The 23,269-nt window shown below is 39.9% G+C and carries 17 protein-coding genes; 16 read left to right on the top strand and 1 reads right to left on the bottom strand.

The window, feature by feature from the left end; genetic code table 11:
* Positions 1–93: 93 nt before the first annotated feature.
* Together BLS20_RS08190 and BLS20_RS08195 are read left to right on the top strand one after the other, a co-directional pair.
* Complete coding sequence (locus tag BLS20_RS08190; RefSeq protein WP_090173881.1) at positions 94–1,440, top strand: glutathionylspermidine synthase family protein; 1,347 nt, start codon at positions 94–96, stop codon at positions 1,438–1,440.
* A 119-nt stretch (positions 1,441–1,559) separates the two neighbouring features.
* Complete coding sequence (locus BLS20_RS08195; RefSeq protein WP_090173882.1) at positions 1,560–2,612, top strand: zinc-dependent alcohol dehydrogenase; 1,053 nt, start codon at positions 1,560–1,562, stop codon at positions 2,610–2,612.
* A 52-nt stretch (positions 2,613–2,664) separates the two neighbouring features.
* Here the strand turns inward: BLS20_RS08195 and BLS20_RS08200 are convergent, their stop codons facing one another.
* Positions 2,665–3,864: a helix-turn-helix domain-containing protein gene (locus tag BLS20_RS08200; protein ID WP_090173883.1), complete on the bottom strand. Its 1,200-nt coding sequence runs from the start codon at positions 3,862–3,864 to the stop codon at positions 2,665–2,667.
* Positions 3,865–4,044: 180 nt separating this feature from the next.
* Between BLS20_RS08200 and BLS20_RS08205 the strand changes: the two genes are divergently transcribed.
* The 14 genes from BLS20_RS08205 to BLS20_RS08270 all read left to right on the top strand — a co-directional run bounded on the left by BLS20_RS08205 (position 4,045) and on the right by BLS20_RS08270 (position 23,240).
* On the top strand, positions 4,045–5,448 hold the full coding sequence (locus BLS20_RS08205; RefSeq protein ID WP_090173884.1) for a hypothetical protein: 1,404 nt from the start codon (positions 4,045–4,047) through the stop codon (positions 5,446–5,448).
* 121 nt (positions 5,449–5,569) lie between these two features.
* A complete protein-coding gene (locus tag BLS20_RS08210) occupies positions 5,570–6,367 on the top strand; it encodes a carbon-nitrogen hydrolase family protein (protein WP_176762346.1) in 798 nt (265 codons plus the stop codon).
* A 17-nt stretch (positions 6,368–6,384) separates the two neighbouring features.
* A complete protein-coding gene (locus BLS20_RS08215; protein WP_090173886.1) occupies positions 6,385–8,079 on the top strand; it encodes a phospho-sugar mutase in 1,695 nt (564 codons plus the stop codon).
* 22 nt (positions 8,080–8,101) lie between these two features.
* On the top strand, positions 8,102–9,490 hold the full coding sequence (gene amrA / locus BLS20_RS08220) for an AmmeMemoRadiSam system protein A (RefSeq protein ID WP_090173887.1): 1,389 nt from the start codon (positions 8,102–8,104) through the stop codon (positions 9,488–9,490).
* Positions 9,491–9,499: 9 nt separating this feature from the next.
* Complete coding sequence (gene amrS / locus BLS20_RS08225; protein ID WP_090173888.1) at positions 9,500–10,360, top strand: AmmeMemoRadiSam system radical SAM enzyme; 861 nt, start codon at positions 9,500–9,502, stop codon at positions 10,358–10,360.
* 47 nt (positions 10,361–10,407) lie between these two features.
* Entirely contained in the window at positions 10,408–11,577 is a 1,170-nt protein-coding gene (locus tag BLS20_RS08230) for a GGDEF domain-containing protein (RefSeq protein WP_090173889.1), read from the top strand.
* Between the two features lie 113 nt (positions 11,578–11,690).
* Positions 11,691–13,193 carry a leucine-rich repeat domain-containing protein gene (locus tag BLS20_RS08235; RefSeq protein WP_090173890.1) on the top strand — a complete coding sequence of 501 codons (1,503 nt, stop codon included), beginning with the start codon at positions 11,691–11,693 and terminating at the stop codon, positions 13,191–13,193.
* Positions 13,194–13,205: 12 nt separating this feature from the next.
* Positions 13,206–14,546, top strand: a complete 1,341-nt coding sequence (locus BLS20_RS08240) for a vWA domain-containing protein (protein WP_090173891.1) — start codon at positions 13,206–13,208, stop codon at positions 14,544–14,546.
* Positions 14,536–16,047: an ATP-binding protein gene (locus BLS20_RS08245; RefSeq protein ID WP_090173892.1), complete on the top strand. Its 1,512-nt coding sequence runs from the start codon at positions 14,536–14,538 to the stop codon at positions 16,045–16,047. The genes BLS20_RS08240 and BLS20_RS08245 overlap by 11 nt, the downstream gene beginning before the upstream one ends.
* A 12-nt stretch (positions 16,048–16,059) precedes the next feature.
* Entirely contained in the window at positions 16,060–17,271 is a 1,212-nt protein-coding gene (locus tag BLS20_RS08250; protein ID WP_090173893.1) for a MalY/PatB family protein, read from the top strand.
* Positions 17,268–17,696 (top strand): potassium channel family protein, encoded by a 429-nt coding sequence (locus tag BLS20_RS08255; RefSeq protein WP_090173894.1) that lies wholly within the window; start codon positions 17,268–17,270, stop codon positions 17,694–17,696. The genes BLS20_RS08250 and BLS20_RS08255 overlap by 4 nt, the downstream gene beginning before the upstream one ends.
* Before the next feature lie 94 nt (positions 17,697–17,790).
* Positions 17,791–19,053, top strand: a complete 1,263-nt coding sequence (locus BLS20_RS08260; RefSeq protein ID WP_090173895.1) for a molybdopterin molybdotransferase MoeA — start codon at positions 17,791–17,793, stop codon at positions 19,051–19,053.
* Positions 19,054–19,193: 140 nt separating this feature from the next.
* Positions 19,194–22,415: a carbamoyl-phosphate synthase large subunit gene (carB, locus tag BLS20_RS08265; RefSeq protein ID WP_090173896.1), complete on the top strand. Its 3,222-nt coding sequence runs from the start codon at positions 19,194–19,196 to the stop codon at positions 22,413–22,415.
* Positions 22,416–22,613: 198 nt separating this feature from the next.
* Positions 22,614–23,240, top strand: coding sequence for a hypothetical protein (locus tag BLS20_RS08270; protein WP_090173897.1), 627 nt, complete (start codon positions 22,614–22,616; stop codon positions 23,238–23,240).
* Positions 23,241–23,269 lie beyond the last annotated feature (29 nt).

A 23,269-nucleotide genomic window follows, 5' to 3' on the forward strand; every position in this document is an offset into this window, starting at 1 on the left:
ATATGGAGGCGTATAACCTCCATATCTTTTTTTGTACAGTTAAAGTATGATAAAATAAAAATAAAGTTGCACATCTGATTGGAGGAAACGTAAATGAAACAAGAACGAAATGAATATCTTAAGATTATTCGTGATTTAAAAGGCGATGCAAAGGGAAAAGAGTTGGCAAAAGAGTATATCGATCATTCAGATGGTCATTGTTATGGAATTATGGCACCGATTTCCTTTGTCCCGACATTTTATACGGCGAAGGAACTGGAGTTTTTTAAGAAGGTATGTACGATGACACATACAATCTTAAGTAAAGTCATTAAACATTATATTGCTCATCCGGAATATCGAAAGCTGTTTTGTTTTTCGAAAGAAGTAGAAGAGCTAATTCTTTTGCCGTGTGGATATGAGGAAATGCTTCCTATGAGCAGATTTGACTTTTTTTTAAGTGAAGATGATTTGAGTTTTAAATTTTGCGAATTTAATGCAGATGGAACAGCGGCAATGTCAAGAACTAATTTGGGATGTGAAGCGGTAATGCTTTCAGACAGTTTTAAAGAATTTTCCAAACATCATAAAATATCCCGATTTGATATTTTTGATTCGTGGGTGGATGAGATGATGAAGACATATCGCAGTGATAAGAATGCAATTGCACATCCAAATGTGCTGATTACGGACTTTGAGGATGCTGTCACAATGAGCGATATTACAAGGTTCTTAGAAGCATTTAAGAAAAAAGGATATAATGTTCGTTTTGTAGATACAAGAAAGCTGGCATTTGATGGAGAATATCTGACAGATCCGACAGATGGAACCAGATTTCACGTGGTTTACAGACGACTGGTAACAAGTGATATTGTTGCACATAAAGAGGAATGCAAGGCATTTATTGATGCTGTTGCACAGGAAAAGGTATGTATTATCGGTCATTTTAGAACTACGGTAACACATTCTAAGATGATTAATATCGCACTTTTGGATGAACAGACGAAAGCGATTATGAATCAGGAAGAGTGGGAATTTATTCAAGAACATATCTTGCCGACTTTTCGTCTTAGAAGTGATAATAAGGAATTGGATATTGCACAGGTACAAGACAATCCGTCCGAATGGATCTTAAAGCCTGAGGATGATTATGATGCAAAAGGAGTTTATGCGGGAATTAATTATACACAGGAAGAATGGAAAGAGATTGTAAAGCAAAATATTGACAATGATTATGTTGCAATGGAGTTTTATAATCCGCCGTTGGCCAAAATATATCCAATCCGCCCACTTCCTTATACACCGGATCTTATGGAGCCGGAAGAGTGGCATTCTATGACGGGAATATATTCTTATAATGGGAATTTTTACGGATTCTTTTCGCGCATGGGAAAAGAAGGCGTTATTTCCGAAAGCCATGATGGGGTAAGCATCCCGTCCTTTGGTGTGGATTTGGATTAGAATGTAGCAGATTTTATAACTTTTTTAACAGGAAATCTCCTATTAACGAGTCATTATCTGTGCCATAATTGATTTATCAGAAGAAACTATAAAAGGATAAAGAAACGAGGTATATGAGTATGAAAACTATTTATGCAGAGGCACAAGCTGATGGCTCGGTTGAATTAAAAGAAAAAGAAATAAATGGACCGGGTAAAGGAGAAGTATTATTAAAAGCGAAATATAGTGCTATGAGTCCGGGAACAGAGTGTGGACTTTTACACAATGCTATTGTTCCACTTCCAACAGGAATTGGATATGCAATGGCTGCAGAAGTAATTGAAGTAGGAGAAGGCGTTGAAGAATTCAAAGTCGGCGATCATGTTGTGGCAACGGTAGAACATGCGCAGTACGTAGTAACGTCAGAACTTAACTGTACACTTTGCCCGGAAGGCGTTGACTTAAAGCAGGCAGCTTTTTGGAATCTTGGCCATACAGGAATGTATGCACTTCGTCGTTCTAAAATAGAGATGGGCGAGCCTTGTGCTGTTCTTGGACAGGGATTCGTAGGAGCAATAACAGCACAGTGCGCAAGACTTGCAGGTGCATGCCCGGTAATTGTAACGGATTTGGATCAGGGACGTTTGGATGCGGCTAAGACAATGGGCGTTGATTATGCAATTAATACAAAGGAGGATCCTAAGGGACTTGAGAAAGTTGTAGAAGAATTAGGACTTGATGGACTTCCGGTAATTTATGAAGCAACCGGCGCAAGAGGACCGCTTATGCAGGCAGCTCAACTTGTAAGTGAAAGAGGTCGCGTGGTAATGATTTCACAGGTACATGGACAGGAGATGCCACCGATTGATGATCCGATTATGCAAAAAGGTGCCAGCTTGATTGGTACTTATGTAAATTCTAAGCCATATAAGCTGAAAAGAGCAGACCTTCTGATTGAGGGAACCTGGCCACCTGTTATGGGTAAAAAATTAAATGCATATAAGAATGCCGATGTTTGGACTTCTGATGAAGATATCAAGGTATTTTTAAATATGATTAAATATGGAAAGCTTGATATTACTCCGCTTATCAGTCATGAGTTTAAATATACAGATATTCCAAAAGCATATGCTGAGCATGTGTTCCCGGATGTAGATCCGGCAGTAACCGGTGGATTGATTGCATGGGAATAATCCTTTCAATAAAAGAGGATACAGCCTTTGAGGGCTGTACCCTCTTTTTCTGTCATACGATATGAGCCTTGCTTTGGATTTTCTTTTTATATCTTGTAGGTGGTTCGCCATATACTTCTTTAAATACATTTGTAAAGTTGCGTGCGTTAGAATATCCAACGGCTTCGGAAATCTTCATGATGGAGTAGTCGGTATTGAGAACCAGATCAAGTGCATGTTCCATTCGTATTTTCTTAAGATAGTCAGTATAATTGCATCCCACTTCTTTTTTGAACATATGACTAAAGTAATTAGGACTGACACAGGCGATGTCGGATAGAATCTCAACAGATAACTCTTCCATATAATTTTCTCGAATATAGGTTTTTACTTTTTCAATGATGGACGAGCCGGATAAGCGACCACTGCTATATATGTTAGGCAAAAAGCGCGCATAGTAATCATGGACATGTTGTTTTAGCTCATCAAAAGTAATGGAATTTAATACTTTTTCTTGCAAGGAGTCTTGTAGAAAGTAAAAGTCACCTTCAAATAATTTGTATTTTTGGAGGCTGGAGGTTAACGAACCTGTCATATTCATAGTTCGCATACGAACCGCAAAATGATTTCCAAAATGAATCTTGCTGATGATATCAACAAGATGATCAATCTTATCGAGAGCACTATCGTCTTTGATTAAGATGGCATGTAAGGCTTCATTATAGAATCGGTCAAAGTCTTCTTGAGACAGATTGTAGGCTTGCTTTACATCTTGAAAATCAATTAAGGATTTTGGCTCAAAGAAATAAAGGCGGTAGGCATAACGCGCCGTTGTAAGCGAATTATGAACCTGACGAAGCGTTTTTGCCCGAAGTCCTATGCCTATATAGATCGGGATTTCAAGTTCATTTGAAAGTCGTTTTTGCAAAGGGGTAATATAGTTAGTTACAAAAGTAGAAAGTTCATCAAGCGAAAAAACCCCGAGCATGGTAATCATAAATTGAGAATATTCAATCATAAACCCCATTTTTTTGTTTCGAAATTCTTCCACAAGTTCATTGTAAAGCGTAAAGAGAAGGAGCGTTGTTTTGAGATAGGAGCGTTCCATGGAATCGCTATAAATATCCCGAAGATAGCCAAAGCTAATTCCTACAGCAAAATGTTTTGTGAAATCAATCTGTTCAATTTGAGAAGAATAATCAGTATCGCAGCTGAGATTTTGATTGAAGGATGTAAATAGATTGGTATTAATCAAATCTGATTTATTCAACAATTCGTGCGTCCTCCTGTTAAGACCATAATAGTTCTTAACTATTATAGAGAGTCAGGGTGAAAAAAACAACAGATTTCTACTGTTTTTTGACAGAAAAAGACGTATAAATCGGCTGAAATTAATGACATAATAATTGCATAAAGAAACTATAAAATATTTAGCGACAAAGGAGTATCAACTATGGAATTAACTAAAGTGAAAGGTGTTTATAAAAGTCACCCGGAGCGCCGTGAAAGTAAAAATCTGGCAACGATGGCAGAAATTATTGAAGCTGTAAATGGAATTTTGAATCCAAATGGACCTAAGATTAACTGGTTCGCTCCGGCAGAGGATGCAGTTGCTGCCGTTCATTTTAAAGATGGTAAGTATGATGAGAAGACTTCAAATCCGGATGTTGTATATGGCGGAGAAGTCAGCGATAAAGAAGTAAAAGATCTCAAAGTAGTAGCCTATGATGGAAATAGAGGCGCGATTTATGCAGAAGGAGCAGGAACAGATGTAACGGTAGACGGTGCATACATTTCCCTGCAAGGAGATGGAACAGGAATTGGTGGCCCTGCAAGTGGAGCATCTGCAAAATACAATGCTAAGCTTACCATTAAGAATGCTATCATTGATACGGTTGGAAGAACACGTTATTCAACAGCAGCAGAAGAAGGCGCTGTATTAAAGGTATATGATTCTGTAATCTGGTCACACGGAATTCCATTTGGAGAAGGCATTGAAAAGCCGACCGCATTGATGTCTACACCTCCAGGAGCATTAGAGATGGACGGAAATACCCGTACGCATTGTTCGATGTCTAATTCCTTGAGTTATTTCTACAACTCAAAGATTATCTGTGATGGTTGGGCAGCGCTGTCTACCGAATCTTCAGAAGGATTTGTATATCTTGAAGCAAATGATTGCGATATTGTATGTACAAAAGATGGTTATGGAGCATATGCCGATCCGGGTTGTCATGATTTCTTTAATGATTGTAATTTTGACATGGCTCGTATGGCAGCTATTATTGCAGGAAATTCCGATATGACATTTAACGATTGTAATTGTAATTGTGGAACCTATTTCGCACTTAGCCATTGCGTAAATGGTTGGCCGGAAGAAGTAGGTGAAATAACCGTAAATGGAGGAACCATTAAGTCAAAGAAGGAAGCATTTTTGATTAAGAGTCATAACTTTATTATGGATATGTGTGACGTAGATATCATGTCTGAATCCGGTGTTCTCGTACATACGATTGTGAATGATGACCCTTGTGCAACCAAGGCAGAAGACCCATATGGAGTCAATGTATTGATGACAGACATGGATGTTACAGGTGATCTTGTACATGAAGATACAACTCGTGAGATGTGGGTAGAGCTTAATAGCACTGTTCTTACAGGAGCAATTAAGAATGCAAATCTTACAATTGATGAAGGTAGTAAATGGATTGCGACAGGAGACTCTGACGTTGTATTTATGAATGATATTTCTCCTGCACAGATTGATGCAAAAGAAGGCGTTACCATTCATGCAAAAGGAGCTGAGGCTTATGCTGCAGATCTTGCAAGTGGTGGAAAGCTTGTCGTAACAGTATAAATCAGTTGAGTCTTGACAATGATATATCTCCTTAAGAAAAAATTCCGGAAGCAAGTTGGGCTTCCGGGATTTTTTTGTTTTTCAAAATAGAGTATACTGTAGCTATACAAGGAGGGCTATGATGAAGGCAATAATAGCGGTTGCGCAGATAGATTCCGGCGCAGATATACAACAAAATATCAGTAAAATGTGTGCCATGACAAAAGAAGCTAAGCAAAATGGTGCCGATTTGATTCTATTTCCGGAACATGCGGATGATTTAGGAACAGGAATGCGAAAAAGGGCGCAAGGACTTGATGGCAAGCTGATTGAAACCATGGCAAAATGTGCTGCCGAGCATGAAATCTATCTGCATCTTGGAAGCTTTGCGCAAAAGAGTGATTGTGACAAGCCATACAATACAAGTGTATTATTTGACCGCAGAGGAAATGTGATAGCATCCTATCAAAAAACACATTTATTCGAAGTGGATATGAAAGGAAAAACCAGCGTAAAAGAATCGGATACGGTAAGCGCGGGCAATGAAATCGTGGTTGTGGATACCGATTTTGCCAGGATTGGAATGGCAATCTGTTATGACCTTCGGTTCCCGCAATTATTTTATAAAATGGCAAAACAGGGTGCACAAATAATCTGCCTGCCGGCTAATTTTACCTATGATACAGGGAAGGCACATTGGGAGATTTTGTTGCGGGCAAGAGCAATTGAAACAACCTGTTATATTGCAGCTGCCGATCAAATTGGTCAAAAGCCGGAGTTTAGAGCATATGGACATTCTATGATAATAGATCCATGGGGAGATAAACTTGCCGAGGCAACAGATGAGGAAAGTATTATTTATGCGGAATATGATACAGACAGGATGAGAGAGATTCGAAGTTCAATGCCATCGCTTGATAATGCGAGAGAAGATCTTTAGAAAAAGGAGAACATAAAATGGTATATCAAGAACAATATATAGAATGGATGAAACAATTGAAGGCAGATGATCCGCTGAAAGAAGAACTGATCAGGATTTGGGAGGATGAAAAAGAAAAAAAAGAGCGTTTTTATAAGGAGCTTTCTTTTGGGACGGCCGGTCTTCGGGGAAAAGTCGGAGCTGGAACCAATCGTATGAATGTATATACTGTGGGACGTGCCACGCAAGGAATTGCACAATATATTGGAGCACATGGAGAAGAAGCGAGAAAACGAGGCGTTGTAATCGCACATGACCCGCGGCATTTTTCAAGAGAATTCAGTGAACTTGTGGCTGGCATACTGGCAGCTAATGATATTGTGGCATACACATTTACGTCGCTTCGGCCAACACCGGAGCTTGCATATATGGTAACAAGATTAGAGGCAATTGCTGGAATTAATATTACGGCATCGCACAATCCAAAGGAATACAACGGATACAAGGTATATTGGGAAGACGGTTGCCAGGTACCTTCCAAAATCGCCGATGAAATGACCGGTTATATCAATAAGGTGGATCTGTTTCATGGGGTGAAGCATTGTGATTATGCACAAGGAATAAGAGAAGGTAAGATTATTGTTTTGGGAGAGGAATATGATGAAGAATATCTTAAGAAGATAGAATCGCTTGCTATTCATGAGAAAGAAGAGCTGGATCTTACCATCCCGCTGGTATATACACCGCTCAATGGTTGTGGATCTGTATTGTTTCGCCGGATGCTTGATGATCGGGGATTTGTGAATTATAAGATTGTTCCTGAGCAGGAGATGCCCGATCCGGACTTCACAACGGTGGGATATCCCAATCCTGAGGATGCAAAAGCATTTGCACTAAGTGAGAAATATGCGAAGCAGTTTGGAGCGGAAGTGATTATGGCAACCGATCCGGATGCAGACAGATTTGCGATAGAAATTCGAAATCACGATGGGCAGTACATACCACTTAATGGAAATCAGACCGGTTATCTTCTTGTGAATTATATCCTAGAAGGGCATAAAAGCGCAGGAACACTGCCGGTGAAAGGTGCAATGGTAAAGTCAATTGTCACGTCAACGCTTTCAACCGTTATGGCACAAGATTACGGGGTGGAGATGTTCGAGACTCTGACCGGATTTAAGAATATCTGCGGAAAGATTTCAATGCTTCATAAGATGGGATATACCTATCTTTTTGGCTATGAAGAATCTGTAGGATATGCAGCCTGCGAAGAAATCAGGGATAAGGATGGAATTTCGGCAGGGATGCTGATTGCAGAAGCAGCAGCTTATTATCGCAAGCATAATAAGACCTTGTGGGACGTGCTGATGGAGATTTATGAGCGCTATGGATATTATGCAGAAGATGAGCCGAACATTGTTTTGGAAGGAATTGCAGGAGCCGAGAGAATCGGAAGAATGATGGCCTGGTTTAGGGAAAACACCCCAAGTAAGGTTTGTGGCATAAAGGTGACAAAAGTGATTGATTACCAAAAAGGATATGAGGACCTAGAACCACATAATGCCATTCGGGTATTTTTGGAAAATGAATCCTGGTTTGCAATTCGTCCAAGTGGAACAGAGCCAAAGATTAAATTTTATTTTTATTCAAAGGCGGATAATGCTAAGGCTGCGAAGGAAATCAATCACCGTATTCAAGAAGAAATCTTTAAACTGATTAAATCTGTAGATTAGAAGGTAATATGGAGGGGTTACGATGGCTGTATTGGGTGGTATTATGGTGCCGCATCCACCACTGATTGTACCGGAAGTTGGAGGCGGAAAGGAACAGATTATTGAAAAGACAACACAGGCTTATAAGAAGGCAGCAGATTTTATAAGGGAACTAGAGCCTGAGACGATTGTTTTGATTTCGCCGCATACGATTATGTATTCGGATTATCTGCATATCTCGCCGGGATATCAAGCGAGTGGGAACCTTGCACAGTTTGGGGCACCGGATGTCAGCATGCAGGTAGAATATGATGCGGATTTGTCTAATCGTCTTTGCGAACTGGCAGAGGATGCTTTGATTCCGGCAGGATATGAGGGGGAACGAGATAAAAGCCTTGATCATGGAACGATGGTGCCGCTTTATTTTATCCGAAAGGTATATGCACAATTTCGGCTGGTTCGAATGGGAATTTCCGGTATTTCGTTATATGAACATTATCGAATGGGAATGCTGATTAGGCAGGCGGCGCAGGAGCTTGATAGAAGAGTTGCAATTGTAGCGAGTGGGGATTTGTCTCATAAGTTAAAAGCGTCGGGGCCTTATGGGTTTGATCCGTCAGGACCGGTCTATGATCAGAAAATCATGGAGGTTATGGGAAAGGCGGATTTTCGAAGTCTACTGGAATTTGATTCGAAATTATTAGAAAAGGCTGCAGAGTGCGGACATCGCTCCTTTGTTATTATGGGAGGAGCTTTTGACAAAATGTTGGTGGAGACGATACGTTATTCTCACGAAGATGTTACCGGTGTTGGATATGGCATCTGTACGTATCGAGTCAAAAAGGCAGATGATACGCGCAATTTTTTAGAGCAATATGACAAACACCGAAGGGAGAGGGTGCAACAAAAGATGCAGACAGAAGATGAGTATGTATCGTTGGCAAGAAGAACAGTTGAAAATTATATAGCAGGAGAAAAAAGGATTACGGTTCCGAGTGGACTTCCCTCTAGGATGTATGAGCAACGAGCCGGGGTGTTTGTTTCGATTCATAGTGCGGGGCAGCTTAGAGGTTGCATAGGAACTATTGCGCCGACAACGGATTCAGTTGCGGAAGAAATTATACAAAATGCAATCAGCGCTTCCACAAAAGATCCGCGGTTTTCTCCGATACGTGAGGATGAGCTTTTGGATCTTGAGTACTCGGTAGATGTATTGGGCGAAGCGCAGGATATTTCCTCACCGGATGAGCTGGATGTCAAAAAATATGGGGTAATCGTGACAAAGGGGTTAAAACGGGGGCTTTTGCTTCCGGACCTTGAAGGCGTAAAAACGGTGCAGCAACAGATTGCAATTGCAAAACAAAAGGCAGGTATTGGTGAGTTAGAGCGTAATGTACAATTACAACGTTTTGAAGTTGTTAGACATCATTAGGGGAAGAAGATGGATAGGTTAAATCATAAGACGATAGCTGTTTGCCCGGTATGCTTTCGACATTGCAGATTAAGAGAAGGGCAGGTCGGCTTTTGTCATGCAAGAAGATGTAAAGAAGGACAGGTTATTGCAGATAATTATGGCAAGATTACTGCGCTTGCGCTAGATCCAATTGAGAAAAAACCATTAAACAGATTTTATCCGGGAAGCCGGATTGTTTCGGTGGGAAGTTATGGCTGTAATCTGGCATGCCCTTTTTGCCAAAATTATGAGATTTCATTTGCCAAAATGAAAGAACCAAAGGCAGTGAAAACCAAATCTCTTTCGCCTAAGATGCTTTTAGAGATTGCCAAAGAGCAAACGGTTCATGGAAATATAGGAGTCGCTTTTACGTATAATGAACCACTGGTATGGTATGAATATGTAAGAGATTGTGCTAAATTACTCAAAGAAGAGAATCTGAAAACGGTGCTGGTGACAAATGGAACCGCAACGTGCGAAGTATTAGAAGAATTACTTCCTTACATTGACGCTATGAATATTGACTTAAAAGGATTTCGCAAAGAATATTATGAATATGTTGGCGGTAATCTTGCGCAGACAATGAAATTTATAGAACGAGCGGTAACACAATGTCATGTAGAATTAACAACTTTAATTGTGCCCGGAAAAAACGATTCGGAAACTGAAATGCGGGAAATGACAAAATGGATATCGACTCTTCCGTCAGGAAATGAAATTCCCTATCATATTTCAAGGTATTTTCCAAGGCATAAAGAAACTACGCCGCCAACGTTAGTGGAAACTATTTATAAACTGACAGAAATAGCAAAAGAGAGACTTATTTATGTGTATAATGGAAATTGTTAAATAATATTGTCGTAGGTATAATATTGCTATATAATAACGTATAATAAATGAACAGCATAAAAAAGGGGGATAATATGACAACCATTATTATAACGGCAGAGGTTGTTAGTGCTTTGTTCTTGGTAATTATATTGATGGGCAGCTATTTGGGGAGAGGTGAATCTAGTTCTAAGAAAAGAACAAGTTATTTTCAGCATATGGCAATCTGGACAATTGTTTCACTACTTACAGATGCGATTAGTTATGCTTTGGAAGGAAAAAGCGTTCCGGATGGAATCATATTTGGCTTTACTTTGGTCGCGTTTCTTTTGCTTAATGTATTAATTTGGATATTTGCAAGATATGCTTCAGCGATTATTACAGAGAAGGGACATTTGTTTTTAAATTTCGATCTGGTGATATTGGGACTGTGCATTGCGGATGTGGTATTTGAGATTGTTGCATCCTTTGCAGGAAAGCTTTTTTTCGTGCAAGATCATAAAGTAGTATATGGTTCGTGGCAGGGACTGTTTCTGGTATTTCCTATTGTCTGTGTTGTGATTATTTTGGGAACACTAATATATCACAATAAGGCAATCGGGAAAAAGAGCTGTATGGTGTTATGTTCTTATATGATATGGCCCTTTTTGGCCTTGTTTGTGGAGCATTTTATATTAGGGTTTGATGTTACTTATGTAGGAATATCGCTGTCTGTTATGATGGTTCATGTCTTTATGCAGGACAATATTATAACTGAAATCAAGATGCGAGAAGAAATTCTTACGGAGGTATCGGCAATGGATACCTTGACAGGTCTTTATAATAGAAGAAGTTATGAGAAGTTCCTAAAAGCAATGGATTCAGAACTTGAAGTAGGAGTTATTTTTTGTGACATTAATGGTCTAAAGTATGCCAATGATAACTATGGACACGAGGCAGGAGATCGGTTGATTTGTAGTTTTGCCGAAGTGTTGAAAGAGCGATTTGAGGCGCAGGGAATCTTTCGAATATCGGGAGATGAATTTGTGATTTTTTCCTTATCTACGGTTAAGCGTAAGTTCGATGACGATGTGAGACGATTAAAGGCAGATGTTGTGCAACATGATGGAATCGCATCAATTGGATGGGCGTATGGTTCGAGCGATCAGATTGAAGATTTGATTAAGGCTTCGGAAAGGATTATGTACCAGGATAAAGAACAATACTATAGAACAAGGCGTATCAGCAAAAGACGATAGGCGTTTCGAGATGAAAAATATAAGTTATAATGGGAGAAGATGTGGGGATGACATCTTCTCCTTTTTTTCATGGTAAGGTATAATAAAGCCTGTGAAAGATAGAGGTATTAAGAGTGTATAAGTATAGTATTGATTCGGAAAATAAGGCGTTGATAACAGGATATAGCGGAAGGGAAAAGAATATAGTGATTCCTTCCATGCTTGATGGACATCCGGTGATTGGCATTATGGAAAGTGCTTTTTGGGGGGCGGATGAACTTGAGCAGGTGGTGATGCCGCCGAGTATTAGGAGTCTTTGTCGGCGCGCATTTCGGGAATGCGCTCATTTGCAAAGGGTTGAGTTCTCGGAAAACATAACAAATCTGCCGGCTAATACATTTACAGAATGTTATATGCTTAGAGAATTAAAGCTTCCGAATTGTTTGAGTAGCTGTGATCACGCGGCATTTGAAGATTCGCCGATTTCAAGAATCGAAATTGGAAGCTTAGTTACACAGGTGGCTTTGGAATTGTTGCTGGCAAATGCTTCTACGCTTGAAGAGATTGTCGTAGAAGAAGGGAATAACGTGTATTGCACAGATGATAGTGCCTTGTATGAAGAAAGAACGCAAGAAAAGGTACTTTTGTTTTGTTATGCACAAAAATACAGAAGGACAAGCGGGTATGAGAAAGCGACATATAGCATTTTGGACGGGACAGCCAAGATTGCAAAAGAAGCATTTAAAAACTGTTACAATTTGACACAGGTTATCTTGCCACAGTCTTTAAAGAACATTGGGGAGTATGCATTTAAAGGGACTGCAATTGAGACATTTTTCTTGCCGTCTAACGTCGAAGAAGTGGAAACAGAAGCATTTTTGACGGGGAGTGTCTTTTTGAAAAAAAGAAGAATGCTGAAACAAATCTTAGTGGCAATGGATAATCCGTTCTATAAAGCGAAAGATGATTTTTTGTTGCGCGTAAGAGAGGATGGAACCTATGCGATAGCAGTTTACTTTGGAGATGAAATGGAGGTAGTGATACCGGAGGGAATAAAAGAAATCATGGATGGCGCATTTGTAAAAAGCAATCTTCGCAAAATAACAATACCAACATGCGTGGAAATGATAGGGAAGCATGCATTTGATGGTTGTAAGAAACTAGTGCTGGTCAATATGAATGATAAGACCTGGTATATTCCAAAGACAACTAGAGGGATGGACTACATCGTTTCCGAGGTTCGAGAGGAATATATCTTATGTATCAAGATATGTGAAGATGGACATAGATTTGATGAAGAACGCTATGATGCTTTGTTTGAGAGTCTAGAGCTTGTAACGGACAGAGTGCTTGTAGCGGTGAATCGCCTAAAGACGGGGGAAGGCATCAAGGACGCAGTGAAACGGAAATATCTTCAGTACCTAAAGGAGCATGCCTGGCAAAGCGTTGTGACGGTTGCAGATTATGATGAGTTAAAAGGTCTGGATCTGCTGGCGGATTTTGGCATAATCGGACTACATAATGTTGATGAATGGATCGCTTTGGCAAATAAAGAAAAAAAGTCGGCACTGCAAAGCTATCTGATGGAACTTAAGAATACCCGATATGGATGTATTCAGACAGATTACGAATTATAGGAGAAAAGATGCATGAAGACACTTGTGCAGGCGCAGCAGCTTGCAATTAAGATTTTGAATAATTCAAGAAATGAGCTTATGCTTACCTTTCGATTCTTGGATCTTGCTCTTGGCAAATTAAAATATCTTCATGGAATGTATGAAGGAATCGGCACGGATGGAAGATATTTGTATTACGAACCGCAGGAAGTATTTCGGGTTTATAAAGAAAGTAGCAGCAGATGTAATCATCTTTTTCTACATATGGTTTTGCATTGTATTTTCTATCATCCGTTTGTGAAAGAAGATACTAAGCCGGATTTGTGGAATCTTGCTTGTGATATTGCGGTAGAAGGAATTATCAGTGAACTTTCTTTGTCTCAATTGGAAGTGGATGGAGAAGAGGAAATACGAGGCAAGCTGGAGTCTTTAAAAGAGCGTTATGGAACATTGACGGCTGGGCGTTTGTATCGCCAATTCGTAACAAAAGGATTGGCACTAGAAGAATATGAGAGATTAAGAATGCTGTTTGAGTTTGATTCGCATGAGTCGTGGTATGGTTCAAAGTCCCAAAACTCACAGCAGGAAAAAACGCAATCTAAGGAGCAGAGCCGAGAAGAACTTTTTGAGGATTGGCAGCAAATCAGTGAGCGGGTGAAGGTAGATATGGAAACGGTCTCGAAAGAATGGAGTGACCGGTCAGACAATCTTGTCCGAAATATGAATGAGGTTCACAAAGAACATTATGATTATGAACAGTTTTTAAAAAAGTTTGCCGTGATGGTGGAGGAGATGAAGGTCAGCCAGGAGGAATTTGATTATATCTTTTATACCTACGGAATGGAACTTTATGAAGATGTACCGCTGATTGAACCCCTAGAGTATAGTGAAAACAAGAAGATTACAGAGTTTGTCATTGCAATTGACACCTCCGGTTCGGTAGAGGGGGAACTGGTAAAGCGCTTTGTTACAAAGACTTATAATATCTTATCACAGCAATCAAATTTTCATCGCAAAGTGAATATACATATTATTCAGTGTGATGCCAAAATACAGCGGGATGATAAGATTACATCGGATGAAGAATTTGAACATTACATAGAGGGGCTTTTGCTACAAGGATTTGGTGGGACAGATTTTAGACCGGTTTTTGCCTATGTGGATGAGCTGATTGCAACAGGAGAACTTACGAATCTCAAAGGAATGATATATTTTACAGATGGGAAAGGTGTTTATCCCAAGACAAAGCCGCGTTATGATACGGCATTTGTATTTGTCGATGATACGGCACAAGCACCTAAGGTGCCGGTTTGGGCTATGAAAGTGGTGCTTACGCCGCAAGAAATACGGGAAGGATCAAAATATGAACATTAAAGAAGCAAAAGAACAGATTAAGAATGCCATTTTAGCATATATAACAAAGGATGAATTTGGACAATATAAGATTCCCATAGAACGGCAAAGACCAGTATTTTTGATTGGAGCACCGGGAATTGGAAAGACCGCGGTTATGGAACAAATTGCACAGGAGATGAACCTGGGGCTGGTGTCTTATTCGATGACCCATCATACAAGGCAGAGTGCTCTGGGATTGCCATTTATAAAGAAAGAAGAATATGAAGGGCAGGAATATCGAATCTCGGAGTATACGATGAGTGAAATTCTAGCCTCTGTTTATAAACTAAAGAAAGAGACGGGTTACGAAGAAGGCATTTTGTTTTTGGACGAAATAAACTGTGTGTCAGAGACGCTTGCGCCCTCTATGTTGCAGTTTCTTCAGTATAAGACGTTTGGGACACATCATTTGCCACAGGGATGGATTGTCGTAACGGCCGGCAATCCGCCTGAATATAATCGTTCGGTTCGAGAATATGATATTGTAACATGGGATCGATTAAAAAGAATTGATGTAGAACCTGACTTTGATGCCTGGAAAGAATATGCTTATAAAAAGGGCATCCATGGGGCAATTATGTCTTTTTTGGAAATCAAAAAGCAGTTTTTTTATGTGGTAGAAGTAACGGCGGAGAAAAAAGAATTTGTGACCGCGCGAGGCTGGGAAGATTTATCAGAGATGATGAAGCTTTATGAGGAAAATGCGATTGACATTGACTTAAAATTGATGGAGCAATATATTCAAAATCCACAGATTGCAAAAGAGTTTTCCATATATTATGACTTATATCGGAAGTATCAAAGTGATTATCAGATACAGGATATTCTGGCAGGATGCGAAGGAGAGGACATTCGAACAAGAGCTGCCAGGGCTGCTTTGGATGAGAGACTGTCGCTTTTAGGATTGCTTCTTGATACCGTTGATCAGTCCATGAAGGAGTTCATGATAAAAGACGCAGCCATCTTAGAGAATCTGCGTATCTTGAAGTTTATTAAGGCCAATTTGTCTACAGAATTTACTTCTTATACGGAAATACTTGGCAATTATATAAAAGAAGAAGATAAGAAATTGTCAATCGGGAAAAGAGCCGGTTCGTTATCGAAGGAAGCAGAATATGCCGGACTATATACGGTGCAATTTTTAGAGAAGATGCAAGCTGAGCTGAAAGCGAGAAGGGTTTCTAACAATAAAGAAGCATTTGCATATATCAAGTCATCTTATGATCAAGAGGTCGAAGAGCACAAGATAAAGATTAATAGGATAAAAGACAATCTTACACATCTTTTTGCATTTGTGGAAAAGGTATACGGACGCGACCATGAGATGCTGATTGTAGTAAGCGAGCTTACGGTTCGATATTATTGCTCACAGTTCATTTCAAAATGTGGATGCGAGGAGTATTTTAAAAATAATGATGAACTGATGTTTTATGAAAAAAGGCAGCAGCTTTTAGAACAGATTGATGAGCTTGGACAGTAAGGAATGATTCGAATGAAGTATGATTTTACAACAATTTTAGAACGAAAAGGACATGATGCGATTGCTTATGATGGGGTCGGGAAAAATAAGTGGGGCATTGAGCCAAAACCTCCAAAGGATGGTTATGAATTTATTCCGATGTGGGTGGCCGATATGTGCTTTGCCACAGCTCCCTCGGTTGTTTCGGCAATGAAAAGAAGGCTTGAGCATCCCACTTTTGGTTATTTTGAGGCATCTAAAGAATATTATGAAGCTATTATAAAGTGGCATAAAAGCCGGTATGGGATTGCGGATCTTAGTGCTTTGGAAATTGGTTATGAAAATGGAATGCATGGGCTTATCAACTCAGTGATTGAGGCATTTTCGAAAAAAGGGGATGCAATTTTGCTTCATTCACCATATTATGTTGCGTTTTTGGGAGATATTAAGCATAAACAACGAAAGTGTGTGTGTTCACAGCTTTACCAGGATGAGGCGGGAATTTATCGGATGGACTATAAGGATATGGACCGTAAGATAAAGGAGCATAACATTCATCTGGCAATTTTGTGTTCTCCGCATAATCCGACAGGACGAGTATGGACGAAGGAAGAGCTCGAACAAGCTATGCAGGTGTTTGAGAAGAATGATTGTTATGTCATATCGGATGAAATCTGGGCAGATATTATATATAAAGGGAGTCGTCACATCCCAACCCAGAGTGTTAATGCATGGGCAAAAGAACATGTAATTGCGGGCTATGCACCAAGTAAGACCTTTAACATGGCCGGACTGATAGGAAGTTATCATGTGATTTATAATGAAACATTGAGAAATCAGCTTAGGCGTTATGAAGCATCTCTTTCGTATAATGAGATGAATGTTATGAGTATGCATGCTTTGATTGGCGCATATTCAACAGAAGGAGAGAAGTGGCGACAAGAATTGCTGGAGGTTTTAGAAGAGAATTGCCGGTATGCGTATGATTTTGTTCAAATGAATCTAAAGGGTGTTAAGACTAAGATGCCGCAAGGAACTTATATGCTGTTTCTAGATTGTACAGAGTATTGTATAGGTTCAGGCAAAACCTTAGATCAGGTCATTTGTGACGGATGGGAAGTTGGAATTGGCTGGGAAGATGGAAGATTGTTTGGGGGAGCGTGTCACATTCGCTTGAATCTGGCACTGCCACATGCGCTGGAAGTGGAAGCATTTAATAGGATGAGAGAACTGGTATTTGTATGAAAAGAAGAAAGAAGATTATCAGACAGGTTTTAAAAAATACGGGTGTAGTTAAGATATTTGTTGTATTTTTGATTGTGTTTTTCTTGCTTGCATTTGTGTTGTATTTGCTAGAGGCAGATATGGATACATATGGAGATTCGTTGTGGTTTTGTTTTTCTGTGGTTACCACAATCGGTCTTGGAGATTTTGTGGCACAGACAGCAATCGGAAGAGTATTAACCGTTGTGTTGTCCGCATACTCCATTGTTATTATTGCGCTGATTACGGCGGTGATTACCAATTATTATATTGAGGCAATTCGGCTAAGGAGAAATGAGAGCATTGCAGAATTTGTTGATGATTTGCAGCATCTTGATCAGCTTTCCCAAGAAGAACTTCGTGAAATTTCAAAAAAAGTCAGCGAATGGGATAGAAAAAGAAAATAAGTACGGTTTTGTTTGGTATTGTTGAGAATTGCAAGAATATGTGATAGATTAATATTTGATGCGACTGGAAAAATAGGAATCGGAGGGGTTATTTATGAGAGATCATTCGAATCACCGACAGGTGAATAAACAAGAAGCAGTGCGAATTATTACAGAAAATTGTAGATTCACGCCAGAAAGTGAGTCAGTACCTATACAAGAAGCAATTGGAAGAATTCTTGCACAGGATGTCTGTGCAAACTGGGATAATCCCAATACGCTGACTTGCAGGATGGATTCTGTGGCGGTGCATTGGGCGGATTTTGAACATGGGATGCCGGATACGTCTGATTGGGTGCGCGGCAAGCAGTGGGAATTTGCCAATACCGGCGTTGCAATGCCACAAGGATTTGATACGGCAATCGTTGTTGAGCATGTTGTATTTTCGGAAAATGATACTAAGATTTCATTCGATGCGCTTCCATCCGGAAAGTATGCAGGAACCTCTGCGGCGGGAAGCAAGATGAAAAAGGGCGATCTGTTAGTGGAAAAAGGGACCAAAATTACGCCGCTTATTGCAGCGCATATTGTAAGCGGTAATCATACTCATGTGCAGGTCGTAAAAAAGCCAAAGGTATTATTTATGCCGACCGGTAATGAACTGGTGCCGGTGGGAGGCGAGATTCCAAAAGGAAAAAATATTGAAAGCAATTCCTATATGATTGCCGCTAAGATTGAGCAGTGGGGCGGAGAACCAATGGTTGCCGACATTGTACCGGATACAAAAGAAGCATTAAAGAAAGCGCTTCATGATGCAGCAGCTAGAGCCGACATTATAGTTTTGAATGCCGGATCTTCTAAGGGAAATGATGATTGGGGAATCGAGATGCTAGAAGAAGAAGGTACCATCTTTTATCATCAGACGAACCATGGACCGGGCCATCACAGCTCATTTGGAATCTTGGATGAAACACCGGTAGTGGGTATTTCAGGTCCGCCAGCCGGAGCCGCATTTACCACAGATTATTATCTGTATCCGGCAATGATGGTCTATTTTGGAAAGAATCCAATGCTTTCTAAAATCAAGGTAAGATTAGGACAAGAGCTTGGTGGTATGAAGAAACATCAAAAACCAGCAGGTGACAGTGCAAAAGCAAAAGGAGAGGATAGGCCGATGGAAGGCGGTGAATTTTATTCTGTCAAACAACTGATTTTAAGACAGGGTGAAGATGGCGTGATAGAGGCTTATCCGACCAAGACAATGAGACCGGGAGCGGTGGAAGCAGAAGGTGCCGATGCGTATTATCTGATGCCAACCTGGGAAGGGCAAAGACCTCCACAAAAAGGAGATATGATAGAAGTTGAATTAAGGCCATAGATGGAGAAATGGATGGAAAGAAAAGCCGCGCGGTAAAAATGACCGGGCGGCTTTTATGCACCTGTGAAAATACATTTCAATTATTATCATATATGGTATAATTTTATAAGAAAAATTTCAGATAATGGAGAATTTATTTTATGTCACAAAGAACAGATATTAAGAAGATATTGATTATTGGTTCAGGACCGATTGTAATCGGTCAGGCATGTGAGTTTGATTATTCCGGAACTCAAGCGTGTAAAGCACTAAAAAGTCTAGGCTATGAGATTGTGCTGGTTAATTCTAATCCGGCGACAATTATGACGGATCCGGAGATGGCGGATATTACATATATTGAACCTTTGAATGTGAAACGGTTAGAACAAATTATTGCCAAGGAACGTCCGGATGCATTATTACCAAATCTTGGTGGTCAGTCTGGATTAAATCTTTGTTCGGAATTGTACAAGGAAGGAATCCTGGATAAATATGCTGTGAAGGTAATTGGAGTTCAGGTAGATGCGATAGAGCGTGGTGAAGATCGAATTGAATTCAAGGATACCATGAATAAACTCGGTGTTGAGATGGCACGAAGCGAGGTTGCATATAGTGTGGAAGAAGCACTTGAGATAGCAGATGAACTTGGATATCCGGTGGTGTTAAGACCGGCTTATACCATGGGTGGAGCAGGCGGTGGTCTTGTATATAACAAAGAAGAATTAAAGACCGTTTGCCAAAGAGGACTTCAAGCGAGTCTGATTGGACAGGTGCTTGTAGAAGAGTCGATTCTCGGATGGGAAGAGTTAGAATTGGAAGTTGTCCGCGACAAGGATAATAACATGATAACCATCTGTTTTATTGAAAATGTAGATCCGGTTGGAATGCATACCGGAGATTCTTTTTGTACAGCTCCATTTTTGACAATCGATGATGAGCTTGCGCAGGAATTGCAACGTCAGGCTTATAAAATCGTAGAGCATATCGGAGTTATCGGAGGCACCAATGTGCAATTCGCACATGATCCGGTGTCCGGACGTGTGGTTGTGATTGAAATTAATCCAAGAACGTCACGTTCTTCTGCACTTGCTTCTAAAGCAACCGGATTTCCAATTGCACTGGTATCTGCAAAACTTGCAACCGGACTGACACTTGCAGAGCTGCCATGTGGAAAGTATGGAACACTTGATAAATATGTGCCGGATGGAGATTACGTTGTTGTTAAATTTGCAAGATGGGCTTTTGAGAAGTTTAAAGGCGTAGAAGACAAGCTTGGTACTCAGATGAGAGCAGTCGGCGAAGTTATGAGTATCGGTAAGAATTATAAAGAAGCATTTCAAAAGGCAATTCGTTCCTTAGAAAAAGATCGTTATGGTTTGGGATTTGTTAAGAATTTTCATGAGATGACGAAAGATGAGCTGCTTAAGGCGCTGATTACACCTTCAAGTGAAAGACATTTTCAGATGTATGAAGCACTTCGAAAAGGTGCAACCGTAGATGAGATTTTTGAGATTACAAAGGTTAAGAAGTATTTCATTGAACAGATGAAAGAACTGGTAGACGAAGAAGAAGAGCTGCTCCAACATAAAGGAGATGTGCCGGCGGATGAAGTGCTGATTCAGGCGAAAAAAGACGGATTCTCTGATAAATACCTTGCACAGATTCTAGAGATTTCTGAAGATGAGATTCGCAATAAGAGAAAAGCTCTTGGTGTAAGCGAGACATGGGACGGCGTTCACGTAAGTGGAACACCGGACAGTTCTTACTATTATTCAACTTATAATGCACCGGACAACAATCCGGTGAATAACGGAAAGCAAAAAATTATGATTCTCGGCGGAGGCCCGAATCGAATCGGACAGGGTATAGAATTTGACTATTGTTGTGTACATGCGGCGCAGTCATTAAAGAAACTTGGATTTGAAACCATCATTGTTAACTGTAATCCGGAGACCGTTTCAACAGATTATGATACTTCCGATAAACTATATTTTGAGCCATTGACTTTAGAAGATGTACTTAGTATCTATGAAAAGGAGCAGCCGGTTGGTGTAATTGCGCAATTTGGTGGACAGACACCACTTAATCTTGCTGAAAGCTTGAAAGCGAATGGTGTCAAAATTCTTGGAACTTCACCGGAAGTAATTGCACTTGCGGAAGATCGCGATTTGTTCCGTGCCATGATGGATAAGCTTGAGATTCCGATGCCGGAAGCGGGTATGGCAACAACCGTAGAAGAAGCTTTGGATACGGCTCATAAGATTGGATATCCGGTTATGGTGCGACCATCCTTTGTTCTGGGTGGACGAGGCATGGAAGTCGTTTATGATGATGAGAGTTTAAGAGACTATATGGCTGCAGCCATCGGTGTAACACCGGATCGTCCAATCTTGATTGACCGGTTCTTAAATCATGCGATGGAATGTGAAGCGGATGCCATCTCTGATGGAACGACGGCTTATGTACCGGCGGTTATGGAGCATATTGAACTTGCGGGAATTCATTCCGGCGACTCTGCATGTATCATTCCGTCCAAGCATATTTCTGAGAAGAATCTTGAGACGATTAAGGAATATACGAGAAAGATTGCAGAAGAGATGCATGTAGTTGGTCTTATGAATATGCAATATGCAATTGAAAATGATAAAGTATATGTGATTGAAGCGAATCCGAGAGCTTCTCGAACAGTTCCGCTTGTATCAAAGGTATGTGGTATTCGTATGGTACCACTTGCAGTAGATATTATTACCTCTGAATTGACCGGAAGACCTTCACCTGTTAAGAATTTAGGAGATCGTAAGATTCCTTATTATGGGGTGAAAGAAGCGGTATTCCCATTTAATATGTTTCCGGAAGTGGATCCGATTTTGGGACCAGAGATGCGATCGACAGGTGAAGTCCTTGGCATTTCCAAGACAAATGGAGAAGCGTATTTTAAGGCACAAGAGGGTGCCAAGGCAGAGCTTCCGTTAGAAGGAGTTGCTTTGATTTCGGTGAACAAGAAGGATAAACCGGAAGCACCGGAAGTTGCAAGATTGCTGTATGAGACCGGATTTAAGATTCTTGCAACAGGTGAGACTTGTGATTTGATTCAAAAAGAAGGTGTTCCTTGTGAAAAAGTGAAAAAACTTTATGAAGGAAGACCGAATATTATGGATATGATAACAAATGGTGAGATTGATTTTATTGTCAATACACCAAGCGGAAAAGATGCTGTACATGATGACAGTTATCTTCGTAAGACTGCGATTAAGGCACGTGTTCCATATATTACAACGATGACAGGAGCAAAAGCGGCAGCAGAAGGAATTAAGTATGTCAAGGAACAGGGAGATGACGATATTATGTCACTTCAGGAATGGCATGCACAAATTAACGACTAAATAATTGAATAGAGGGAAGAACATCCTCTTTATACAAGGCTTTTGATTTGCTTTGTATAAGAGGATGTTTTTTTAGCTAATTAGCAGGAAAAAAATGTCAATTTTCTTAGAAATTATGACATTCATACATTTATGAAGTCTTGGTGCAGTATAATGGAAAGTGTATTAATACTTTTGGTGTAAGAGGAGACATCTATTATGAAAAAAATTTTTATTATTATATCTATGATTGTAATTGGAATCTGTGGGGTGACCGGTTGTCAGAATTATAAGATAGAACAAATAAATGCAACGGTATTAAGTTCGAATGAAGAGTCGGATGTGACGGTTGCTTCGGTGGATGACGTATTGGAAAATAAGGATCTTACGGTGATTGGAAATGCAGATTATGAATATGAACAATTAGAAGAAAAGTTAGGGGATATTTCTGTTACACAGGCAATTGTGGCAAATGAAAAGGCGCTTATGCTTTACCCCATCTTTGAGCAGCAGGATGAGGCGATTGATAATATAAAGGAAGATTGTGCAAAAATCTTAAATCAGTTGCAAGAATACTATGGATTGGAAGAGTTTTCTAAAGATTCATTAATGGAATATGAGAGTGTCTATAGTGCGCTACTTGATGAAGATGATTGTCCTGATTGGTATACAGAAACAAGTGAGACATATTGTGAGTTAGATATGTTTTTTGATATTTACAAAGATGAACAACTAAATGAAGAATTGATTGAGATGGCAATGAATGCAACTTCAGCAGAAGAACTACTTGAAAATGAGGATTTTCTAATGGAATTACCTAGTGATACGTTAGTGGGAGTTCAATAAGCATGCAAAGGTTTTTACATATGAATATC

The organism is Eubacterium oxidoreducens (assembly GCF_900104415.1).
Taxonomy (GTDB): Bacteria; Bacillota; Clostridia; order Lachnospirales; family Lachnospiraceae; genus Eubacterium_C; species Eubacterium_C oxidoreducens.

Coding starts and splice junctions, on each gene's coding strand:
- BLS20_RS08210 (WP_176762346.1), top strand. CDS start 5,570: ATGAAGGCAATAATAGCGGTTGCGCAGATAGATTCCGGCGCAGATATA.
- carB (WP_090173896.1), top strand. CDS start 19,194: ATGTCACAAAGAACAGATATTAAGAAGATATTGATTATTGGTTCAGGA.
- BLS20_RS08245 (WP_090173892.1), top strand. CDS start 14,536: ATGAACATTAAAGAAGCAAAAGAACAGATTAAGAATGCCATTTTAGCA.
- amrS (WP_090173888.1), top strand. CDS start 9,500: ATGGATAGGTTAAATCATAAGACGATAGCTGTTTGCCCGGTATGCTTT.
- BLS20_RS08205 (WP_090173884.1), top strand. CDS start 4,045: ATGGAATTAACTAAAGTGAAAGGTGTTTATAAAAGTCACCCGGAGCGC.
- BLS20_RS08195 (WP_090173882.1), top strand. CDS start 1,560: ATGAAAACTATTTATGCAGAGGCACAAGCTGATGGCTCGGTTGAATTA.
- BLS20_RS08190 (WP_090173881.1), top strand. CDS start 94: ATGAAACAAGAACGAAATGAATATCTTAAGATTATTCGTGATTTAAAA.
- BLS20_RS08270 (WP_090173897.1), top strand. CDS start 22,614: ATGAAAAAAATTTTTATTATTATATCTATGATTGTAATTGGAATCTGT.
- amrA (WP_090173887.1), top strand. CDS start 8,102: ATGGCTGTATTGGGTGGTATTATGGTGCCGCATCCACCACTGATTGTA.
- BLS20_RS08255 (WP_090173894.1), top strand. CDS start 17,268: ATGAAAAGAAGAAAGAAGATTATCAGACAGGTTTTAAAAAATACGGGT.
- BLS20_RS08240 (WP_090173891.1), top strand. CDS start 13,206: ATGAAGACACTTGTGCAGGCGCAGCAGCTTGCAATTAAGATTTTGAAT.
- BLS20_RS08260 (WP_090173895.1), top strand. CDS start 17,791: ATGAGAGATCATTCGAATCACCGACAGGTGAATAAACAAGAAGCAGTG.
- BLS20_RS08230 (WP_090173889.1), top strand. CDS start 10,408: ATGAACAGCATAAAAAAGGGGGATAATATGACAACCATTATTATAACG.
- BLS20_RS08250 (WP_090173893.1), top strand. CDS start 16,060: ATGAAGTATGATTTTACAACAATTTTAGAACGAAAAGGACATGATGCG.
- BLS20_RS08215 (WP_090173886.1), top strand. CDS start 6,385: ATGGTATATCAAGAACAATATATAGAATGGATGAAACAATTGAAGGCA.